This window comes from Faecalibacterium sp. HTF-F (assembly GCF_023347535.1).
Classification (GTDB): Bacteria; Bacillota; Clostridia; order Oscillospirales; family Ruminococcaceae; genus Faecalibacterium; species Faecalibacterium wellingii.
The window spans coordinates 2463892-2484777 of the sequence record NZ_CP094473.1; the positions used below are offsets into that span (position 1 = coordinate 2463892).

Genomic DNA, 20886 nt, shown 5'->3' on the forward strand with positions numbered 1-20886 from the left:
CGCTGCAAATGCAGCTTACCACTGCGACTCTTCCCGTGAAAAGGGAACCCCGGAGCGTCCGCAGACGCTCCGGGGTTCCGAAATCATAAATCTTCTTTCCGCTGAAATAGCGCAGAGCGAAGCGGAGCGCAATTAAAATCGTCTTGCCTTACCCGGGATACCGGCTCACTTCCAGCAGTTCTTCTGCACGCTTCACCTGCTCCGCTGTGGGCGGCACGGCGTCCGGCAGCGGATAAGGGATGCCCAGCTTCTGCCACTTGAACAGACCCAGTGTGTGGTAGGGCAGCACCTCCACCCGCTGCACGGTTTTCAGGCTGCGGATGAAGTCTGCGGTCCTGCGCAGGCCCTCCTCGTCGTCGGTCAGGCCGGGCACCAGCACATGCCGGATCCACAGCGGGATGCCGAGGTCCGAGATGCGGCGCGCCATCGCGAGGATGTTGGCATTGTCTTTGCCGGTGAGCTGTCGGTGGCGTTCCGGGTCGATCTCCTTCAGGTCGAGGATGACCAGACTGGTGGACTTCATCAGCCGGTCGAAACCGGCCAGATAATCCGGGTCATCGGGCCGGAAGGGCTGACCGGCAGTATCCAGAGCCGTGTGCACGCCTTTGGAGCGGGCCAGCTCGAAGAATGCCGTCAGGAACTCCATCTGGCGCAGCGGTTCACCGCCGCTGACCGTGATGCCGCCCTTTTTGCCCCAGTAGTTGCGGTAGCGGTAGACCCGCTGGAACAGCTTTTCCACTGTCCATTCCTCGCCGCCCTCCGCAGCCCACGTTTCCGGGTTGTGGCAGTATTTGCACCGCAGGGCACACCCCTGCAAAAACACCACAAAGCGCACGCCGGGGCCGTCCACAGAGCCGAAGGATTCCAGCGAGTGGACATAGCCGATGGGGTTACAGGGCTGCATGGCAGGTGCGGGAGATAACATCCATCTGCTGCTCGCGGGTCAGGTCGATGAACTTGACGGCGTAGCCGGAGACACGGATGGTGAAGTTGGCGTACTCCTCCTTCTCGGGGTGCTCCATGGCGTCCAGCAGCTTCTCCTTGCCAAAGACGTTCACGTTCAGGTGGTGTGCACCCTGATCGAAGTAGCCGTCCATGACCTGTACCAGATTCTCCACCCGCTCGCCTTCGCTGTGGCCCAGAGCGTCCGGGTTGATGGTCTGGGTGTTGGAGATACCGTCCAGTGCCCAGTGGTAAGGCAGCTTTGCCACCGAGTTCAGAGAAGCCAGCAGGCCGTTCTGCTCTGCGCCGTAGCTGGGGTTTGCACCGGGAGCAAACGGGGTGAAGGCGGCACGGCCATCGGGCAGAGCGCCGGTGTACTTGCCGTACACCACGTTGGAGGTGATGGTCAGGATGGAGGTGGTCGCCTCGGAGTTGCGGTAGGTGTGGCGCTTCTTGATCATCTCCAGGAAGGTGCGCAGCAGCCACACGCCGATCTCGTCGGCGCGGTCGTCGTCGTTGCCGTACTTGGGGAAGTCGCCGTCCACTTCAAAGCCGGTGGCAAGGCCGCTCTCGTCACGCACCACCTTGACCTTGGCGTACTTGATGGCGCTCAGGGAGTCGATAACGTGGGAGAAGCCTGCAATGCCGGTGGCAAAGGTGCGGCGCACATCGGTGTCGATGAGGGCCATCTCGGCTTCCTCATAGTAGTATTTATCGTGCATATACTGGATCAGGTTCAGCACATTGACGTACAGACCAGCCAGCCAGTCCAGCATCTGGACATACTTGGGCAGCACCTCGTCGTAGTTCAGGTATTCGCTGGTGATGGGGGCATAGTTGGGGCCGCACTGCTCGTGGCTCTTCTCGTCCACACCGCCATTGATGGCGTACAGCAGGCACTTGGCAAGGTTGGCGCGGGCACCGAAGAACTGCATCTCCTTGCCGGTCTGGGTGGCAGACACGCAGCAGCAGATGGAGTAATCGTCGCCCCAGACGGGCTTCATCACGTCGTCGTTCTCGTACTGGACAGAGCTGGTATCGATGGACACCTTGGCGGCATATTTCTTGAAGCTCTCCGGCAGAGCGGAGGAGTACAGAACGGTCAGGTTCGGCTCCGGTGCGGGGCCCATGTTTTCCAGCGTGTGCAGGAAGCGGTAGCAGTTCTTGGTGACCATGCTGCGGCCATCCATGCCGATGCCGCCCACTTCCAGCGTTGCCCACACGGGGTCGCCGGAGAACAGCTGGTTGTAGCTGGGGATACGGGCAAACTTGACCATGCGGAACTTCATGACCATGTGGTCGATCAGCTCCTGTGCCTGGGTCTCGGTCAGGGTGCCGTTGTCCAGATCACGCTGGATGTAAATATCCAGGAAGGTGGAGATGCGGCCCACGCTCATGGCGGCGCCGTTCTGGGTCTTGATGGCGGCCAGATAGCCGAAGTACAGCCACTGGCAGGCCTCCTTGGCGTTCTTTGCAGGCTGAGAGATATCATAGCCGTAGGCCTCGGCCATCTTCTTCATGCCCTTCAGGGCGCTGATCTGGCGTGCGATCTCCTCGCGCAGGCGGATGACGTCATCGGTCATGGTGCCGTCGCCGCAGTTGGCGAAGTCCTCCTGCTTGAACTTGATCAGTGCATCGATGCCGTACAGGGCCACGCGGCGGTAATCACCCACGATGCGGCCGCGGCCGTAGGTGTCCGGCAGGCCGGTGATGATATGGGTGTGGCGGGCTGCCTTCATTTCAGGAGTGTAGGCATCGAACACTGCCTGATTGTGGGTGCGGGTGTAGTCGGTAAAGATCTTGTGCAGCTCTTCGCTGGGCTGGTAGCCGTAGGTGGTGCAGGCCTGCTCTGCCATCTTGATGCCGCCGTAGGGCATGAAGGCGCGCTTGAGGGGCTTGTCGGTCTGCAGACCCACGATCTGCTCCAGATCCTTCAGGCTTTCATCGATATAGCCGGGGCCGTAAGCGGTCAGGCTGCTGACCACCTCAGTCTCCATATCCAGCACGCCGCCCTTGGCGCGCTCGGCCTTCTGCAGCTTCTGCAGGGCACCCCACAGCTTGTCGGTCGCCTCGGTGGGACCGGCCAGAAAGCTTTCGTCGCCGTCATACGGGGTGTAGTTCTTCTGGATGAAGTCGCGCACATTGACTTCTTCTTTCCAGATGCGGCCCTCAAAGCCTTCCCACTGTTCAAAATTGATCATTGGAACCTCCTTGCTCCATTACGCAGTTAGCGTTTTCTAACTAATGAGCCTTTGAAAAACCGCTCTGTATGGCGGCTTTCTGGGGGCAAAACGGTCTTGAACTGCCGACTGCGGCAGCCCCGACTACAAGGTGTAGACAAAAATGAAAACCTGCCCACAAAATCTTGCGTTATTATAATAGCAAGAACCACTTTAAAATGCAATAGAAAACAAGTGGGTTTTCTGCCAAAGCAAGGGGCTTTCTTTGGGCAGAATGTAGAAAAAGCGCCGAAATCCCGGCGGCGCACCCCTTTTGCGAAAAAAATCGCAAAATAAGGGTTGACAAGACTAACCGGCTATGGTATTCTGTTCTCGCAACGAGGTTAGGCAAATCTAATCGATATGTCGGACTACGTTGCACCAGAAAAGCGGAAGCCTCTGCAAGGGCTTCTGCGAAAACCGGATCCGCCATGGCAGAGCTGCGGAGCTGTGTCAGGTGATTCCCAAGTTTGTCGTGGCGAGGCCACTCCATCTTGCTTACGCAAGACCGCTTTGTGGCTTAAAAGCCCCACTGGGGCTTTCATTGCTGCGCAAACGCCAATTCCTCCATTCCATTCTCTTTTTTCAAGTGAGCTGTGGTTTTAGTTTGCTCCCACGGCTCGATGCGCGGCATTCGGTGTGATTGGTACCGCACAGAGTGCAAAAGAAAAACAAAAACGGGACATGCAGCTTGACCACCTGCGTGCCCCGATTTTTGTTTTTATAAGGGAAACGATCCTCTCAGCCGCCTGCGGCGGCAGCTCTCCCGAAGGGCGAGCTTCATGCGCAAGTACGGAAAGATACTACTTTTGGTTTGAAGAAAAACGTTTAAGCCAGATGCCCAGATGCAAAGAAGCTTCCCCTTTCGGGGGAGCTGGCATCGCCGAGCGATGACTGAGAGGGTTTACTTCACGATCTCCACCAGCTGACGGTACACTTCTTCCGCGCCGCCCTTGGGCGTTTTGATCTTCACGAACTGGCTGTTCACGATGGCGGTGCCGTCGGAGTAGACCGTGACCAGCAGGCGGTTGTTTTCATCCGCATCGTAATAGCTCACGGTGACGGAATCCACCGGATATTCGTGGCTGTAGGAAGAATACCGCTGGTTGAACCGCTTGACGCAGGTAAGGCCGGAGAGCACGTTTGCGATCTGCTGATAGGCCGGGTCGTCGGCAGAGAGCAGCTGAACGTCCATCTCTGCGGAGCGGGCAAAGTTCTGAATGTGCTCCACCCGGACACTGGCCTGTGTACTGGCCTTGATCCCGGATGCAAGATCGATCCGGACAGAGGGAAGGATGAGCACCAGCGCCAGCAGAATGAGCAAAACGATGCCGAACCGGGACAGAATGCCTTTTTCCTTCATAAGAGTCATGCCTCCTTTGGCGGCTCCGCTCCCATTTGGCCCAGATGCCGCTGGGCAAAGAAGAAGCCCACGGCGCTGGCGGCGAACACCACATAATAGCTGGCAATGCGGTAGAGCATCATCACGCTCATCACCTCGCCCCGCTCCAGAAAGCTGCCGAACACCAGCAGGAATGCCGTCTCGATGGAGCCCATACCGGCCACATTGGGCAGGGCATTGGACAAAAACAGCATCAGGCTGGTGAGCAGCTGCACCTGCCAGAACCCCAGCGGGGAAAGCCCCATGAACCGGATGCACAGGTAGGGCAGGCAGAACAGCCCGAACAGCTTGACCGCCTGCAATGCCAGAATTTCAGCGCAGCGGGGCTTATCCGCCAGCAGGCGGCGGCTCTCCTCGCCCAGAACATCCAGCTGCTGCTGCCAGTCGGCGCGGCGCTGCTGCCATTTTTCCGTTTTGGGCAGCAGACGCATCAGCCAGCGGGCAAGATCCTGCACCAGCGGCGATACGCACACCAGCACCAGCACCACAATGATGGCCGCCACTACAGCGTATGCCATGGGCAGATAATTCATCACACCGGTGGTGTTGGCGGCAAGCCACCTGTGCTGCAACAGCAGCATCACCGTGGCATACAGCAGCACGGTGGTTTTGTGGAACACGTACTGCAGGGTCATCAGGCCCACACCCGGGCCCACCGGCAGGCCGCAGCGGTGGAGATACCAGGTCTGCACCGGCACGGCGCCTGCGCCCAGTGTGACCACATTGCCAAAGGTGCCGCACCACGCGGTATCGATGCCCTGCCGGAGCCTGAAACCCGGAATGCGGCTGCGCACGATGACCCACGCCACGCACCCTTCCAGCAGCGGATAGCTGAGGCCGATGGCCAGCACCACCAGCACCTGCCATGCGGACAGCTGCGAAAGTGCTGCGGTGATCTCGGCCCAGTGGTCCTTGAACAACAGCACGATGATGCCGGTGAGTGCGGCGAGCACCAGCAGCGAAAATGTCGTCTTTTTGCGGGAAGGTGCGGCAGAGGTGGGTTGGCTCATAAAGAGAACAGGCTCCTTTCAGAAGGAATGATCTGGTAAAAGTATAGCACTGTGCAGCCGCCTCTTTGTGAACGGAACCGGAATTTTCTTGTGCAATTTCAGTGGAATGATAAAAAACGTTCTGCCCAGCCTGCGTCAGAGGGCCGGCCCGCAAAGGATCTGCAGCCGACAAAAAAGCATCCGCAGCGGCACTGCCTGTGGCTCCTTCTCGCAAACCCCGCACATGCGGGGAAAAGTTTGCGGACAGCTCAATGCTGTTGATCTGCATAGGATCACCCCCGCGTATGCGGGGAAAAGTTCAGCTTCTTCCGGTCCACCATGATAAGGTTGGGATCACCCCCGCGTATGCGGGGAAAAGCCCTCCAACGGGCAGTTGATGCAGATATCCGGGGGATCACCCCCGCGTATGCGGGGAAAAGACCAAGGGCACCCTGTACTTTGGCGACCACTACGGATCACCCCCGCGTATGCGGGGAAAAGCCCTCCAACGGGCAGTTGATGCAGATATCCGGGGGATCACCCCCGCGTATGCGGGGAAAAGACCAAGGGCACCCTGTACTTTGGCGACCACTACGGATCACCCCCGCGTATGCGGGGAAAAGAGTTGTGTATGCTCTAAATCATCAATCCGATGAGGATCACCCCCGCATGTGCGGGGAAAAGCGCGCCGATGTAGTGCCCCCAGAGCTCAGCCCAGGATCACCCCCGCATGTGCGGGGAAAAGCGAAGAGCTGACCCGGGAAGTCCGCAAACACAAGGATCACCCCCGCATGTGCGGGGAAAAGATGCCATGGAATCCCTCAAGGAATCCGGGGACAGGATCACCCCCGCGTATGCGGGGAAAAGTGCCGGTTCCAACTTGCGGTGCGGAATCCGCTGGGATCACCCCCGCATGTGCGGGGAAAAGAACTTTTGCACATCCTCATACCATAGCGTTTGAGGATCACCCCCGCATGTGCGGGGAAAAGAAATAATAAGCCTGTAAAACTGGCAAGATCTATGGATCACCCCCGCATGTGCGGGGAAAAGAAAATCGGTGTGGACATGCGTACCAGACCTACGGGATCACCCCCGCATGTGCGGGGAAAAGTCAGAATCAAGGTCTGAAGCGTACTGTGGAAGAGGATCACCCCCGCATGTGCGGGGAAAAGACTAAAAAGATCCCGTAGCACCGTGCCTCACGCCGCTATTGTGCCTCTGTTTCCTTCAGTTTGCAATAAACCTGCTGGATCAGACGGCAGTCCGGCAGGGCACGATGCTCTACCTTTTCTGCCAATTGAAAATGCTGCGCCAGCGTCACCAGCTTATAATTTGCGATCCTTGTAAGTTTTCTGCGGGCAAGCTGTGCAAGGTCCGTCTGGCGGTTGGTCGGTATCGGAAAGTCATGCTGTTTGCAGGCCATGCGCAGAAACTCCAGATCAAAGGCAATGTTATGTCCCACCAGCGGGTCCTTTCCAATAAACGCCAGAAAGCGCTGCAATGCTTCCCGGGGGTCTGCTCCCTGCTGCAGCTCTGCGGCGCTGAGTCCGGTCAGCGCCGTGATCTCCGGCGGGATCTTCTCTGCCCTGCAGACCAGTATGGTCAGTTTCTCCACCGGCGCACCGTCCCGGACCCGCAGCGCACCGTACTCGATGATGGAATCGGACGCGGCTTTCAGTCCGGTGGTCTCCAGATCGATCACGGTGTAATCCCCTGTGCCCGGCCTTGTTCTGCCCGCTTTCCGCGCCATCTGCTGCTGCGCCGCTTTGCTGAACCCGGGTTTCAGGTCGATCTGGCTCTGTTGGGTCTGGGGCAGCGGCCGCCGCATCAGCTTGATGCCGTCAAAATCCACGGTCTCCCATGTGGTATTGTGGGTGCGGAAGTCCATCCGCTGTTCTCCCGCCGCAGTGAACACCAGTGTCGCCTGTCCGTTTTTCAGGTTCTGGCATACCCGCTCCCACAACGCATCCCGTACGCGGCTGCTCACATTGCCCACATAGACGCCGGTATTGATCTCGCACAGCCATTTGGACAGGTCGCCGCGCAGCTTCGGCGGGCAGTTCGTCATGGTAAGAACTACGATGGTTCCTCACCCTCTTCTTTTTCAAAATAATTGATGCCGTTCGCCACCGTGCCGATCCGGTCGTCCCACAGGTAAACGACTTCCGGCTCCTGCTCCGGCTCGTCTGTATTCAGGAGCAGATAGCGGATATCGTGCACCATGCGTTCCAGAATGTGATGCTCCACCATGGCATCCCGCACCCGGCGGCGCACCACAGCAGGCAGGTCCTCCGGGGCCTGTGCCGCCACCTCAAAGGCGATGGGAATGGTCACCTCGGCCTTGTACAGGTCGGCGATATCGTATACAAAGGAGCACTCGTGCCCCACATGGACAAAGCCCAGACCCGGGGCACAGCCCAACGCCACGATGACCGCATGTGCCAGACCGTACAGACAGGCGTGCCCGGCAGAAAGTGCCTGATTGACCGCATCGCCGGATGCAAAATCCTCCGGGCGGTACAGCCGGCCGCTCCACGGAACACCGGTGTCCTTGGACGCTTTGCGGTACACCTGCCGCACGCGGCTGCCCTCGCGGCCCCGCAGCTGCTGCATGGTCAGGTGGGAGATATCCTCGTCCGGGAAGCGGAGCTGATACATCCTGCGCACCACATCCAGATGCTTGCGGGTGTTGCTGACCAGTTCTGCCTGCCGCAGCAGCAGCTGCGCATGGGTGGTCAGCGGGCGGCCATGGGCGTAATACCGCACGCCGTGCTCGCCCACCCAAACGGCCCCCACGCCCGTGTCGCCCATAAGCTCCATGGCCCGGTGGGTCACCCGCGTTCCCGGCCCCAGCAGCAGCACCGAGATGCCTGCCGCCGGGACGGAGACCACTCCTTTTTCGTCCGTCACGGTGATGGCACCGTCCTGTCGGCCAAGGGTACAGTGTTCCAGATACAAAAAGGTCATCCGGTCCTTCACCTGCGGCAGTGCCTGCAGGTCCGGCCGGATCATGCCCGGCATCTCGTCCATCTCAGTTTCCTCCGCGCATGACGGTCATCAGCCCAAGGCCGTAGGCCTTGCCGCGTCCCATACCCTGACACAGCAGTGCCCGGAACTGCTCTGGGTCGGTCACCTGCAAAACACCCTCGTAGGTCACTGCCAGCAGGGTCACAGGCCGGATGCCATGCTTGGCAAAGTGCTGCCACTGCACCCGGGTCACAGTAAATTCCTCTTCCCGCAAAGCAAAGCCATGCTTTGCAGCGCGGTCCAGCAGCCACTGCTTCTGATACTTTGTCGAGCAGTGCGCCGCCACAGTTCCCCGCTCTGCGGGTGCCTTGGGGTCTTTGCAGCATTTGGTGGGATTTGCGGTCAGCCGGAACTGCCAGCTGCTGCCCGGCTCCACCCGCTGCAAAAGCGGGTCGTAGCTGCGGGTCTCCGCAGCCGCTCCGGTGCCGAACTGCTCCACCACGCCGGACAGCTCCGGCACATCCTCGCTGAGCAGCAGCAGATACAGCCGCCCTCCCAGACGATCCAGCCGCCACAGCCTGCGGCGGCGCTCCCCCGTAAAGGCGCTTTCCACTGCGCCGTGCAATTTCTGCGGTGCCGCCAGTGCTGCCATGGTGCTGCGGCGGGTGGGATCGAGCTCTACCCGTGATAAATACATCCTCTCGCCCCCTTTACAATTCCCGGAACGGGTCATGCTCCGTCTTTTCCGGGCTGTCCGGCATGGTCTGCCAGAGCTCCCGCGCCGAGCGGTAGCCGTACTGCCGATGGCGCGGGTCAAAGCTGACCGGCACATCCCGCTGCACAGCCGTGCCCGGCTCCAGCGGGTCGGCGTCCAGCACCAGCCGCCAATGCCGCCCCGGACACAGAGGCGGTTCTGTCTGCAGTGCTTCCTGCAAAGAACATTGCCGCAGTCCCAGACAAAGCGGCAGGGTGGGCGGGCAGGACCGGCGGCCCAGATACAGCGGAAAGGCCGGGTGCAGCAGCGCCTGCTGCAGCTGCTGCAAAAGGGCAGTGTCTTCGCTTTCGATCCCAGCCAGAAACACGGCATCCTGCAGATAGTGGCGGTAGGTCACATAAGAGGTCTTTTGGTCCTGCGCCTTTGCAGTGTGGTAGTCCACAAGCAGCTGCCCTTCCCGCTCCACGCGGACGCCGAACCGCAGCTGTGCCAGCCGGGCCAGCGCTTCACTCTCGTCCCGCCGCAGCCCCAGAGCCGCCGCCAGAAGGCCGATGACGCCGCTTTTGGTGGGTTCCCGATTGGTTTTGCGGGTCTCAAATTTGGAGTCCGCGCCCCACGCCTGCAAAGGCGCCGCCAGCCGAAGCAACAGCGTTGCCATTACCCCACCTCATTTCCGGCAAGCGCATCCCGGACAGCCTTTTCCAGCGCGTCCAGCATGGCCTTTGCCGTCTGTGCCGGAGCCAGTGCCTCCAGACCGCTGCCCACGGTAAAGCTCTGGGCCGGGGCCTCGGCAAAGCTGCTGTACATCTGCTGCGCGTACTGTGCCAGCGCCGCCTTGGAAGGTTCGGCATAGCCCTGCATACTGCGGGGCACGGCACGCTCGAATGCGCCGCACAGGTTCACCGGCTGATCTTCCCGGATGGTCACATAGACTGCATCCGGCAGGGTGCGGTTTGCAAAGCTGTTCTGTTTGCCGGTGGGCATGGAGAACAAAAACGCCTCGCCAAAGGCCCGCACCGTTTCCGCTGCCTGCTCTGCGCCCAGCTTCCCGGCCAGCTCCATCACATTCACCGTGGCATAGCGGTACAGGGTGGAGGAGTTGTACTCCACCGTGCCCAGATGGCCTGCACCGGCATTGTCCTCTGCCTGACAATCGTCCACTGCGGTAAAGTAATCGTACTCGTTCTGCACGGCATGGGTGGAGATGCTGTGGGCCACCTGCGCAGCGGCATCATATTTCAAGGAAGCTTTTTGCGCCACCATGCGGCCAAACAGCACCATATCTGCCGAAGGATTTTCTCTCAACGCCTCTTCATATTTTTCATCCTTCGTGCATCCTCCAACAGCCAGCTCTGCCAGCGCCTTTGCCTGTGCAGAACTTATGAAAACCAAGGCATCCGTTCCCTTTTTATCATCGCTCTTAATACCAACATATTTCAGAGCCTCTTTTGCCATCTTGTCTGCTTTCTTCTGTTCCGAGTCCAGCACAAGGATCTGCTCCTTCACCAGATCGGCAACTTTTTTGGTGCGCTTGCCCACATCCAGCCGGGCGTTTTCCGCAAAGGCAGCGCGCATGGCGTGCTTCCACGCCTGCGAGGATACCCGGGCACGGGTCACACCGCCGTACACGGCCGTTTTGGGGCTGCCGGTGTCGTCCCGGTTGATGCAGCTGGGCGGTACGGTCTGCAAAATGTGGAAATCAACATACAGGCGCTTGTTCATGGTCAATTCTCCTTTTCATTCTCTTCCGGTGCAGGCTTCGAGTCACGGTACAGGTCCTGTCCCCACCGCAGACGGACGTTGGCGGGGATCTGCGCATACCGCGGGTCGGTGCATTGCAATTCATACAGGTCTGCCGCAAGCTGCGGATAGTCCAGCGGGATGCCGCCATTCTTTGCGGCGCTCAGCAGCTGGATCATGCCCCGCAGATGGTGGCTGATCTCGGTGATCTCTTCTGCGGTGGCCAGCGCATTGAACCGCCGCAGCACGCTGGCTTCGGTCCAGTCCTGTCCGGCAGGGGTGTTCCGCTCTGCCAGCTGGCGCACCGCCCGGCCCAGCGTATTGCCCGGGCGGTTCATGGGCTGGTCGTTTCCCTGCTGATGCACGGCGTACAGGGTCAGGGCAAGGTAGACCGCCCACTCTGCGTGGGAAGGGCCGTTTTTCCCGCCCTGAAAGCTTTCCGGCATTCCCCGCAGAAAACTCCCCCACAGCTCCGGCAGATCGCCGGGTGCGCGGCCAACGCCCCGCCGCAGCTTTGCCAGTTCTGCCCGCCGCTGGTTGTCCGGCAGGGCCCAAAGCCAGTGCAGCCGCTGCGCCGTATAGATTCTGACGTCCTGTGTTTTCATCCAATTCCCCCTTTATGATTCTGTTTTGGGATAGATCTCCCAAAGCTTTGCGCGAAAAATGTTATAGGCCTTTGGCGAGGTATACAGGATGGTGCGCTCCGTTTTTTTGCCCTTATCCACCACAATGCGGTGTCCTTTCAGGGCGGCGTTTCCGGCCTCCATCACCATCTGTTCCCCCAGCTTTTTCGCGATGCTGCGCGCCTGTACCTGCCAGCACAGTTCCATTTCATCATAGTTCTTTTGATTTGCATTGATCTTTTGCAGCCACTGGCGGAAGGGCTGATCCACTGCAAAGTAGAATTGTGCACGGACAGAGCCGCCGACATTTTCATTTTTGTTCCCGGCTGCAATGGCGATATCCTGCGCCAGATACCCCACACACTGTGCTGCTTTTTCGCAGTTATTGATCTCTCTTACGATGCGCTCCTGCCATTTGCAGCTCAGTTCGTCCAACAGCCCTGCCTGAAAGGTCAGGCTGTCGCTGAAGATATCTTCGATGTGGTTCTGGGTGGCGTAAAGCACTCCAACGATGCGGAAATGGACCTTCCGCCGGGAGTCCAGGATTCCCAGCCGCTGTTCCTGTAGCTTCTCCGCCCAGCGTACCACGCCGGGGCGGTGGCCACTGTCCCGACAAAACACCGCCGGAAACTCCCGCCAGAACTGCCGGGCTGGGTCATGGCGGCAGGGCACAAATACCGCCGGCTCGTTCTTTTTGGCAGCGTTGCGCCAGACGGTCATCTGCTCCGCAAAAGCATTTTCTTTGGAGAAGAAATCGCCGCCCAATGCAAAGTAGCCATCCACCATTCCCTCTGTCCTGTGCAGCAGAAGCCGTCGGGATTGCAGGGTCAGCAGCTGTGCCGGGTCGTCCGGGCAGGGGATTTTCGTGCGCTCTGCGCTCCTTGGGGTCTCCAGTTCCCAGCACGGGCGGTTTTCACTCCAGTATTCCTGGCCATCCTTCAGCAGGGTAAGATTCAGCATCAATGTTTCGTACAGGTTGTTCCCCAGCGCCTGAATATAGCCAAGACTCCCCAGCCAGCCAACACTTATAGATGGCAGATTCTTTCCTTTTGGCTTCAAAGAAGTATCATCAAAACCGTTCACAGACAGCAGCCACCTCGCCGCCTGTGGGTAGCTCAGCTGCTCCTTGCTCTGCCCTGCATACAACGGAAAGAGTCGGAGTTTATTTTTGCTCTCTATCATTTCGCCGTTGAGCATCGCCGCGCTGCAGGCTGTCCCGATTTCAGCCCCCGGCACCTGCCAGAAGGGATGTGTCGGGTGGAACAGCCAGAAGCGGTCTTTCCACTGTTCCAGATAGTCCCGCAGCGGCTGCTCCGGGAAATGCCCCAGCTGCCACAGATCTCCCCAGCGAGCCAGAGCATCATCCTCTTCTTCAAACGGTTCTGGCTCACCTTCCACACTCACGCGGGAAAACACGGTAAACAGCACCGCCAGCAGCAGCCGCAGCATGGCGGCGTCCTGCGTGGGCATTTCGCCTGCCAGATCCACATAATCCTGCGCATGGAGCAGTGCGTCCGTCAAAGAAACTTCCTGCACCGTATTGTCTGGCCGACGAACCCGGACCCACGGCTCTGTCAACAGGTTAAATTCGATCTCCTTCATCCGTTTCCTCCTTTTGGTAGGTCAGGCCGTTTTCACGGTCATAACAAAGCTCCATGCCCGCAAGATGGGCGGTCAGGTTTTCGTCCAGCAGCAACACCAGTTCTCCGTGCAGCAGCGGAGACAGCTGCCACGCCGCAAGGCCGCTGCGGTTGTCCGCTTCCAGTTCCCGGATGACCTCGTCCACCTTCCACACTTTGCCGAACACCGCCGGGAGCCGCAGCTTCTGCCGAGCGATCTGCAAAGCGTCTTCGGGCTGCGGCGGCTGGTCGGATGCGACCGCTCTGCCGTTTTCCTGCCACGGCAGGAAGTGGATGCTTCCGTCTGCCCGGCGCTGCATCGCCAGCACCTCCACCGAGGGGTCGCCGTCCCGCACTGCCGCCCGGGCAGCTGCATCAGAATGTGCACCCACATTCTGCATCCAGCCATCCAAGGTATTGAGTTGTTTGAATCTTTTGTGCACTTTGGGCTGCGGCACAAGATACACCTGCGCCCGCTCTTTGCGCTGGGCCTGCGCAAACTCGTAGGCTTTGCACATACTCTCACTCCGTTCCGTTTCAGGCAGGGCATCGGCCTGTTCCCAGCCGTAGACTTTCTGCACCAGCGGAGAGATATCTTCGGGCAGGCAGATGCTCTCCGGAAGGCATGCCCGGGTGCGCCAGAGCAGCCACTGACCGTACACTGCCTCGCTGCCCCTGTCAAATTCCTCTGTGCCCGTGTCCAGCACAGCACAGACCGCTGTTTGCAGCGGCTGCGGACGAGACCGATTTGGGTGGCGCTGCAGACGGCCGATGCGCTGTAAGAGCAGATCCATCGGGCAAAGCTCTGTAACCATTACATCGAAATCCACATCCAACGACTGCTCTAATACCTGCGTACCTACCACGATCAGCCCATCACGCTCTGCAGCGGTGGAGCGCTTACCGATGCGCCGCATCAGCTCCTGTTCCCGCGCGGCGCGGTCTGGCATCAGGAACTGCGCATGGAACACCTGCACTTCCTTTTCGGGCAGCACCTGACGCAGCCGCTGCGCCGCCTCCTGCGCTTTGCGCACCGTATTGACGATGACGCCCGCGCAGCCGCCAGCCTGCATTTTCTGGGACAGGAAATCGGGCAGTTCTTCCGTTGTCAGGCGCACCGTCTGCACATTCCGGGCGGCCGTATCCAGCGGGATGATCTTTTGCTGCACCTGTGCACCGTCCGTCCATGTCAGCAGCGGATAGCCGCAGCTGGTTTTCCACGGCGCATCCGGGCCGGGGCGGCGCTTTTGCTGGTAAGCCTCGATCAGCTCTGCACGCCGCCGGGCGGGCAGAGTGGCCGACAGCAGGATCACCGGCACCTTGTACCAGCCCAGCCATTCCAGCGCACGGTCCAGATAGCGGTTCATGTACGCATCATAAGCGTGGCATTCGTCCACGATCGCCACCTTGCCCGCAAGGCCCAGATGGCGCAGCATCACATGCTTCTGGCACAGTGCCGCCATCAACAGCTGGTCTACCGTGCCGATGACAAAGTTTGCCAGCAGTGCCTGCTTGCTGCCCCGGAACCACTGATGCACCTGCACCCGCTGCTCTTCTGCTTCCGGGTCGTCCCAGTCGTCCTGCACCCGCACCGGCTGTTGCTGCAGACGGATATATTCTTCGTTCAGTTCCGCCATGCCGTGCGCAAGCCGGATCGATCTGGGCAGGTCATCAGGCTGGTTTACTGCCCATTGCAGCAGACGCGGAAAAAGCCCGTTTGCCGTTGCCTGCGTGGGCAGGCCAAAGAAGATGCCGCCCGCTCCAAAGCGTGCCGCCAGAATTTCCGCTGCCGCCAGCGCCGCCTCGGTCTTGCCCACGCCCATCTGAGCTTCCAGGATCAAAATGCCCGGTGCATCCATGGTGTTAGCGGCTTCCATAGCCGCCTGCTGCACCGCATTTGGAGCAAAGCCAAACCGCTTTGCAAACTCCTCCGGCTCTGCAATGGTGGTCTGCGCCGCCCAGGGTGAAGCAGTCTCCTGTTTATCCCATTCGCGCCACGCCCGATCCGCACGTTCCGGATAAACCGCCTCACTTCCCGGCTCTTCCACAGGGATCAGCGGGAAATAATCCGTGTTGCTGGCGATCCAGTCCGCCATGATCAAAAGCCCCGTCAGCAAAATCTCTTCGGGCTGATTGAGCACCGGCAGCGCGTCCACCCCGGAATAGCCGCTGTCCTGCAGTGCCTCTTGAAGCAATTCGTTCCAAAAGCCCTCCCAGATGCCCTTTTGCTCTTCCGGGTAGTAGTTGACTTCCCAGCATGTAAACTGTTTGTCAACTTCTGTGCCGTCCTGCGGCTTGCCATGATGGGCACCCGCGACCGAAGCGATCCCGCCAGGGCACCCCAATTTTCTCAAAATTGCTTCACTCGCCCGGGCATGGGGCGTTTCGCGCCGGTTCAGTTTCTGGCAGCTCAGCGGTGTCAGGCGTTCCAGCCGTTGTTTCGCCTCGGGCAAGCACTGCATGATCGTGCTCTGGAAGATTAAAATCGCCTTACCCAGATCGTGCCCCCAGCCCAAAAAGCGGGCCAGCTGCACCAATTCTTCCTCTTCCAATCCGGATGCCTTTTTTACGCTGTCGGGCAGCCATTTCCGCACCAGAAGCTCCATGATCTCTGCCGTATCCCGCAGGTGCATCCAGAGCGGCAGCCACAGATTGCTATTTTCCGGGTCCGTTTTGCCGGCCAGAAGCCGTGATCGATCCAGCATCCGTCTCATTTTTGCTCCTTTCCTGATGGGTCGTGTATCCCATGTATTAAGCATAGTAGACGACATGTCCCATAATCCGTACTTTCATGGCTTTATCTCCGGAAATGAAAAACAGCCCGTCCGTTCCATTCTCATCCGGTCGGCATTTTCATCCTGCCATACTCTGATTTCCGTTTCAAAGATACGCCTCTGCCTTTCTGCTGTCAACGGCACCACTCAAATTCATCAAAGTTCCGAAAAAAAGCTTTCTTCTTTGTGCAAAAAACCGCCCCGGCTTCCTGCTTCGGAAACCGGGGCGGTTCGTTTGTTTTATTGGTGCTTTTTCAAGCGCTCACGCAATTACTTGCGGGGGTTCTTGATAGCAGCCTGAGCGGCAGCCAGACGTGCGATAGGCACACGGAAGGGAGAGCAGCTGACGTAGTCCAGACCGACATTGTGGCAGAACTCCACGCTCGTGGGGTCGCCGCCGTGCTCGCCGCAGATGCCCAGACCCAGATCGGGACGGGTCTCGCGGCCGTCGTGGGCAGCCATCTTGACCAGCTTGCCGACGCCGATTTGATCCAGATGCTGGAACGGATCGCTCTCGTAGATCTTGTTCTCGTAGTATGCGCCCAGGAACTTGGCAGCGTCATCACGGCTGAAGCCGAAGGTCATCTGGGTCAGGTCGTTGGTGCCGAAGCTGAAGAACTCAGCTTCCTTGGCGATCTCGCCGGCAGTCAGGGCTGCGCGGGGGATCTCGATCATGGTACCGACCTGATACTTCATCTCAACGCCTGCGGCAGCGATCAGCTCATCTGCGACCTTGACCACAACGTCCTTGACGAACTTCAGCTCCTTGACCTCGCCGACCAGCGGGATCATGATGTGCGGGGTGATCACATGACCGGTCTCAGCAGAGACGTTCAGAGCAGCCTTGATGACAGCGCGGGTCTGCATAGCTGCGATCTCGGGGTAGGTGACAGCCAGACGGCAGCCGCGGTGACCCATCATGGGGTTGAACTCATGCAGAGAAGTAACCACGTTCTTCAGGTCATCGAAGGTCATGCCCATATCGGCAGCCAGCTCCTTGATGTCCTCGTCCTTGGTGGGCAGGAACTCGTGCAGAGGCGGATCCAGATAACGAATGGTCATCGGGCGCTCACCCATGATGCGGTACATGGCCTCGAAGTCACCCTGCTGGAACGGCTCGACCTTGGCCAGAGCAGCTTCGCGCTCTTCCACGGTACGTGCGCAGATCATCTCACGGACAGCCTTGATGCGATCCTCGGCGAAGAACATGTGCTCGGTACGGCACAGGCCGATGCCCTCAGCACCCAGATCCACTGCCTGCTGTGCGTCGCGCGGGTTATCAGCGTTGGTCATGACCAGCAGCTGACGAGCAGCGTCTGCCCAGCCCATGAAGCGGTTGAAGTTCTTATTGCCGGTAGCGGCCACGGTAGCGACCTGCTCGCCGTAGATGTTGCCGGTGGAACCATCGATGGAGATCCAGTCGCCCTCGACGAACTTGTGGCCGTTGATCTCGAAGGTCTTTGCTTCCTCGTCGATCTTGACCTCGTTGTCATTGCCGCAGCCGGAGACACAGCAGGTACCCATACCACGGGCAACAACAGCTGCGTGGCTGGTCATGCCGCCGCGGACGGTCAGGATGCCCTGAGAGACCTGCATGCCCACGATATCCTCGGGAGAAGTCTCCAGACGCACCAGAACGACCTTCTTCATCTTGCCGGACTTGACCATCTCCTCTGCCTCTTCAGCAGTAAAGACGATCTGACCGCAGGCAGAACCGGGAGAAGCTGCCAGACCCTTGCCGACGACCTCGGCGGCCTTCAGGGCAGCAGCGTCGAACTGGGGATGCAGCAGGGTATCCAGCTGCTTGGGCTCCACGCGCAGGACAGCTTCCTGCTCGGTGATCATACCCTCGTCCACCAGATCACATGCGATCTGCAGAGCAGCCTGTGCGGTACGCTTGCCGTTACGGGTCTGCAGCATGTACAGGTGGCCGTCCTCGATGGTGAACTCCATATCCTGCATATCGCGGAAGTAGTTCTCCAGACGGGTTGCGATCTCAACGAACTGATCGTACACCTCAGGCATCTGATCCTTCAGGTGGCTGATGGGAGAAGGAGTGCGCACGCCTGCGACGACGTCCTCGCCCTGTGCATTGATCAGGTACTCGCCCATCAGCTTCTTAGCGCCGGTGGCGGGATCACGGGTGAATGCAACGCCGGTGCCGGAGCGGTCGCCGGAGTTGCCGAATGCCATCTGCTGAACGTTGACTGCAGTGCCCCACTCGTAGGGGATCTCGTTCATCTTACGATAGACATTTGCACGGGGGTTGTCCCAGCTGCGGAAGACGGCCTTGACAGCCTCGATCAGCTGATCGCGGGGATCCTGGGGGAACGGCTTGCCCTCGTTCTCTTCGTAGATCTTCTTGAAGACGCCGACCAGTTCCTTCAGGTCGTCAGCAGTCAGGTCAACGTCATTCTTGACGCCCTTGGCTTCCTTCATCTTATCGATCTCGACCTCGAACAGGCTCTTCGGGACCATCATAACGACGTCCGCGAACATCTGCACAAAGCGACGGTAGCAGTCGTATGCAAAACGGGCGTTGCCGGTCTTCTTTGCCAGACCTTCAACAGCCTCGTCGTTCAGGCCCAGGTTCAGGATGGTGTCCATCATGCCGGGCATGGACTGACGTGCGCCGGAACGGACGGAGACCAGCAGGGGGTTCTGGTTATCGCCGAACTTCTTGCCGGTGATCTCTTCCAGACCCTTGAGGTGCTCAAAGATATCAGCAGTGATCTCGTCATTGATCTGACGGCCGTCTGCATAATACTGGGTGCAGGCGTCGGTGGTGATGGTGAAACCCTGCGGCACCGGCATACCGGCTGCGGTCATTTCTGCCAGACCAGCACCCTTGCCGCCCAGAGTATTCTTCATGGTGACTTTGTCGCCGCCGAAAGCATCATTGCCTTCGCTGAAGTAGTACAGATACTTTTTGCTCATGCGTTGTTTACCTCCCATTCGTGACTGCAGCACAGCCGCACCGCAGTCTCATCGTTTGCCTTGTCTTAAAAACTCGACCGATGAACATTGTTTGTGAATGCTAAACTATTATACCAGAAAATCCATTCCTTTCCACCATGCAAAATCCCGAATTTGTCTGTTATTTTTTATGCAAATCCCTTGAAATTTGCCAAGTTTTAAGGTAGTATAGAATGGGAGAAAGTTCGAGAGGTTTTTCGTTTTCTGACGCGGTTTCCCCGCCTGTTGGATACAACTTTCTATCCCTGTAATTTCAGCTTTTCTTTTTTGTCGGCACATATCTCCTGTTGTATCCATCTTTGGATATGGATGCAACATTTCTCCGGGCAGAAAAAGCTGGTCTGCCCGCCGGGAGAGCACCGTGCCGGAAGGGAGATCTATCGTATGGAAAATTCTGTATCTTCTGCTGCGCTGAACGCAGCGCGTGAGCAGCTGGATGCCGCCGAAGCCGCCCGTGAGGTTATTCTGCTGCAGCATATCGCAAACGGTGTGGTCATCGACAGCCGCACCGTTCAGATCGCACCGGACGTGGTCATTGCCCCGGGTGCCGTCATTCTGGCCGGTACCATCCTGCGCGGCAGAACAGTCATCGGTGCAGGCTGCATCATCGGCCCCAACACCCTCATCGAGGACAGCATCGTAGATGAGGGCAGCACCGTCAACGCCAGTCAGGTGTACAGCAGCCACATCGGCCCCCACAACAATATCGGTCCCTTCACCCATGTGCGGGTGAACACCGTCACCGACTACGGCGTGCATCTGGGTGCATACGTGGAGACCAAGAACTCCAACTTTGCCCGGGGCAACACGGTGAGCCACCTGACCTACATCGGCGACAGCGACGTGGGCAAGTACTGCAACTTCGGCTGCGGCACCGTCACCTGCAACTACGACGGCAAGGATAAGTTCCGCACCCAGATCGGCGATTACTGCTTTATCGGCTGCAACACCAATCTTGTGGCCCCGGTCAAGGTGGGCGATGGTGCCTACACCGCCGCCGGCAGCACCATCACCAAGGATGTGCCCGCACAGGCACTGGGCATCGCCCGGGAGCGCCAGACCAATCTGGAGGGCTGGGCAGAACCCAAGATGGAAGCCTACATTGCCAAAAAGCAGAAGCTGGAAAATGAGCAGAGCAAGTAACGCTCTGCCCTCACACTGAAGCTGCAATAATCCCTTTTGCCCTCCGGCCGCACGGCCCGAGGGCATTTTTTGCTTATAATGTATATCTTTTTGCGCGCGCGTATGTTATACTTAGATGTTGTATCACACTATTATCAGGAAAAGGTATTATCATATCATGAATGAAAACGATATCTGGCTCATTGCAGGGCTGGGCAACCCCGAAGCAAAATATGACGGCACCCGCCACAACGCCGGTTTTGCCGCGCTGGACGTGCTGGCCGACAAGTGGAACATCTCTGTTGGAAAGACCAAATTCCAGGGCCTGTGGGGACAGGGCGAGGTGGACGGCCACAAGGTGGTGCTGCTGAAACCCCTGACCTACATGAACCTCTCCGGCGATTCCATCGCCCCCATGGCGGGCTTTTTCAAGATCCCTGCCGACCATGTGCTGGTGCTGTGCGATGATATCACGCAGGCGCCCGGCAAGCTGCGCATCCGCCCCTCCGGTTCTGCCGGCGGGCACAACGGCCTGAAGAGCATCATCGCCCGGCTGGGCGGGGAGAACTTCCCCCGCATCCGCATCGGCATCGGCGCAAAGCCCCACCCGGACTACGACCTTGCCGCATGGGTGCTGGGCAAGTTCCCGCCGGAGGACGCCAAAGCCATCGCCGACCGCTACCCCGACCTTGAGGCCGCCGCAAAGCTCATCATGGACGGCAAGCTGAGTCTGGCACAAAGCAAGTATAACGGGTAAAGCGGAACGAACCCTCTCAGTCGCCTGACGGCGACAGCTCC

General features: G+C 59.0%; 15 protein-coding genes and 1 CRISPR repeat array. Of the genes, 2 read left to right on the plus strand and 13 right to left on the minus strand.

The features are described 5' to 3' along the window. Window positions 1-148: 148 nt before the first annotated feature. The 13 genes from pflA to ppdK form a co-directional block, all read right to left on the minus strand. Window positions 149-904: a pyruvate formate-lyase-activating protein gene (gene pflA, locus MTP37_RS11620; protein ID WP_249238724.1), complete on the minus strand. Its 756-nt coding sequence runs from the start codon at window positions 902-904 to the stop codon at window positions 149-151. Then, window positions 891-3143 carry a formate C-acetyltransferase gene (gene pflB / locus MTP37_RS11625; protein ID WP_249237428.1) on the minus strand — a complete coding sequence of 751 codons (2253 nt, stop codon included), beginning with the start codon at window positions 3141-3143 and terminating at the stop codon, window positions 891-893. Before pflB ends, pflA begins: the two co-directional genes overlap by 14 nt. Before the next feature lie 922 nt (window positions 3144-4065). Further along, window positions 4066-4524, minus strand: a complete 459-nt coding sequence (locus tag MTP37_RS11630) for a hypothetical protein (RefSeq protein ID WP_249237429.1) — start codon at window positions 4522-4524, stop codon at window positions 4066-4068. Window positions 4525-4529: 5 nt separating this feature from the next. After that, a complete protein-coding gene (locus MTP37_RS11635; protein WP_249237430.1) occupies window positions 4530-5573 on the minus strand; it encodes a lysylphosphatidylglycerol synthase transmembrane domain-containing protein in 1044 nt (347 codons plus the stop codon). 269 nt (window positions 5574-5842) lie between these two features. Beyond that, window positions 5843-6724: direct repeats of the CRISPR family, unit length 28 nt; unit sequence GGATCACCCCCGCGTATGCGGGGAAAAG. A 35-nt stretch (window positions 6725-6759) separates the two neighbouring features. Further along, window positions 6760-7620 carry a type I-E CRISPR-associated endoribonuclease Cas2e gene (gene cas2e / locus MTP37_RS11640; RefSeq protein WP_249237431.1) on the minus strand — a complete coding sequence of 287 codons (861 nt, stop codon included), beginning with the start codon at window positions 7618-7620 and terminating at the stop codon, window positions 6760-6762. A gap of 8 nt (window positions 7621-7628) precedes the next feature. Beyond that, window positions 7629-8582, minus strand: a complete 954-nt coding sequence (gene cas1e / locus MTP37_RS11645; protein WP_249237432.1) for a type I-E CRISPR-associated endonuclease Cas1e — start codon at window positions 8580-8582, stop codon at window positions 7629-7631. A 1-nt stretch (window position 8583) separates the two neighbouring features. Then, entirely contained in the window at window positions 8584-9216 is a 633-nt protein-coding gene (cas6e, locus tag MTP37_RS11650; RefSeq protein ID WP_249237433.1) for a type I-E CRISPR-associated protein Cas6/Cse3/CasE, read from the minus strand. Window positions 9217-9229: 13 nt separating this feature from the next. Next, window positions 9230-9892, minus strand: a complete 663-nt coding sequence (gene cas5e, locus MTP37_RS11655; protein WP_249237434.1) for a type I-E CRISPR-associated protein Cas5/CasD — start codon at window positions 9890-9892, stop codon at window positions 9230-9232. Next, window positions 9892-10956, minus strand: a complete 1065-nt coding sequence (gene cas7e, locus MTP37_RS11660; protein ID WP_249237435.1) for a type I-E CRISPR-associated protein Cas7/Cse4/CasC — start codon at window positions 10954-10956, stop codon at window positions 9892-9894. Before cas7e ends, cas5e begins: the two co-directional genes overlap by 1 nt. Window positions 10957-10958: 2 nt before the next feature. Then, the gene (gene casB, locus MTP37_RS11665) at window positions 10959-11579 is read right to left on the minus strand and encodes a type I-E CRISPR-associated protein Cse2/CasB (RefSeq protein ID WP_249237436.1); all 621 of its coding nucleotides are present in this window, start codon (window positions 11577-11579) and stop codon (window positions 10959-10961) included. Window positions 11580-11591: 12 nt separating this feature from the next. After that, window positions 11592-13199, minus strand: coding sequence for a type I-E CRISPR-associated protein Cse1/CasA (gene casA, locus MTP37_RS11670; protein WP_249237437.1), 1608 nt, complete (start codon window positions 13197-13199; stop codon window positions 11592-11594). Further along, on the minus strand, window positions 13180-15921 hold the full coding sequence (cas3, locus tag MTP37_RS11675) for a CRISPR-associated helicase Cas3' (RefSeq protein WP_249237438.1): 2742 nt from the start codon (window positions 15919-15921) through the stop codon (window positions 13180-13182). Before cas3 ends, casA begins: the two co-directional genes overlap by 20 nt. A 339-nt stretch (window positions 15922-16260) precedes the next feature. Continuing rightward, window positions 16261-18927: a pyruvate, phosphate dikinase gene (gene ppdK, locus MTP37_RS11680; protein ID WP_249237439.1), complete on the minus strand. Its 2667-nt coding sequence runs from the start codon at window positions 18925-18927 to the stop codon at window positions 16261-16263. A 423-nt stretch (window positions 18928-19350) separates the two neighbouring features. On the opposite strand from ppdK, the gene MTP37_RS11685 reads away from it, so the two are divergent. Then, entirely contained in the window at window positions 19351-20109 is a 759-nt protein-coding gene (locus MTP37_RS11685; RefSeq protein ID WP_249237440.1) for a UDP-N-acetylglucosamine diphosphorylase, read from the plus strand. Window positions 20110-20266: 157 nt separating this feature from the next. Then, on the plus strand, window positions 20267-20845 hold the full coding sequence (gene pth, locus MTP37_RS11690; protein WP_249237441.1) for an aminoacyl-tRNA hydrolase: 579 nt from the start codon (window positions 20267-20269) through the stop codon (window positions 20843-20845). Window positions 20846-20886 lie beyond the last annotated feature (41 nt).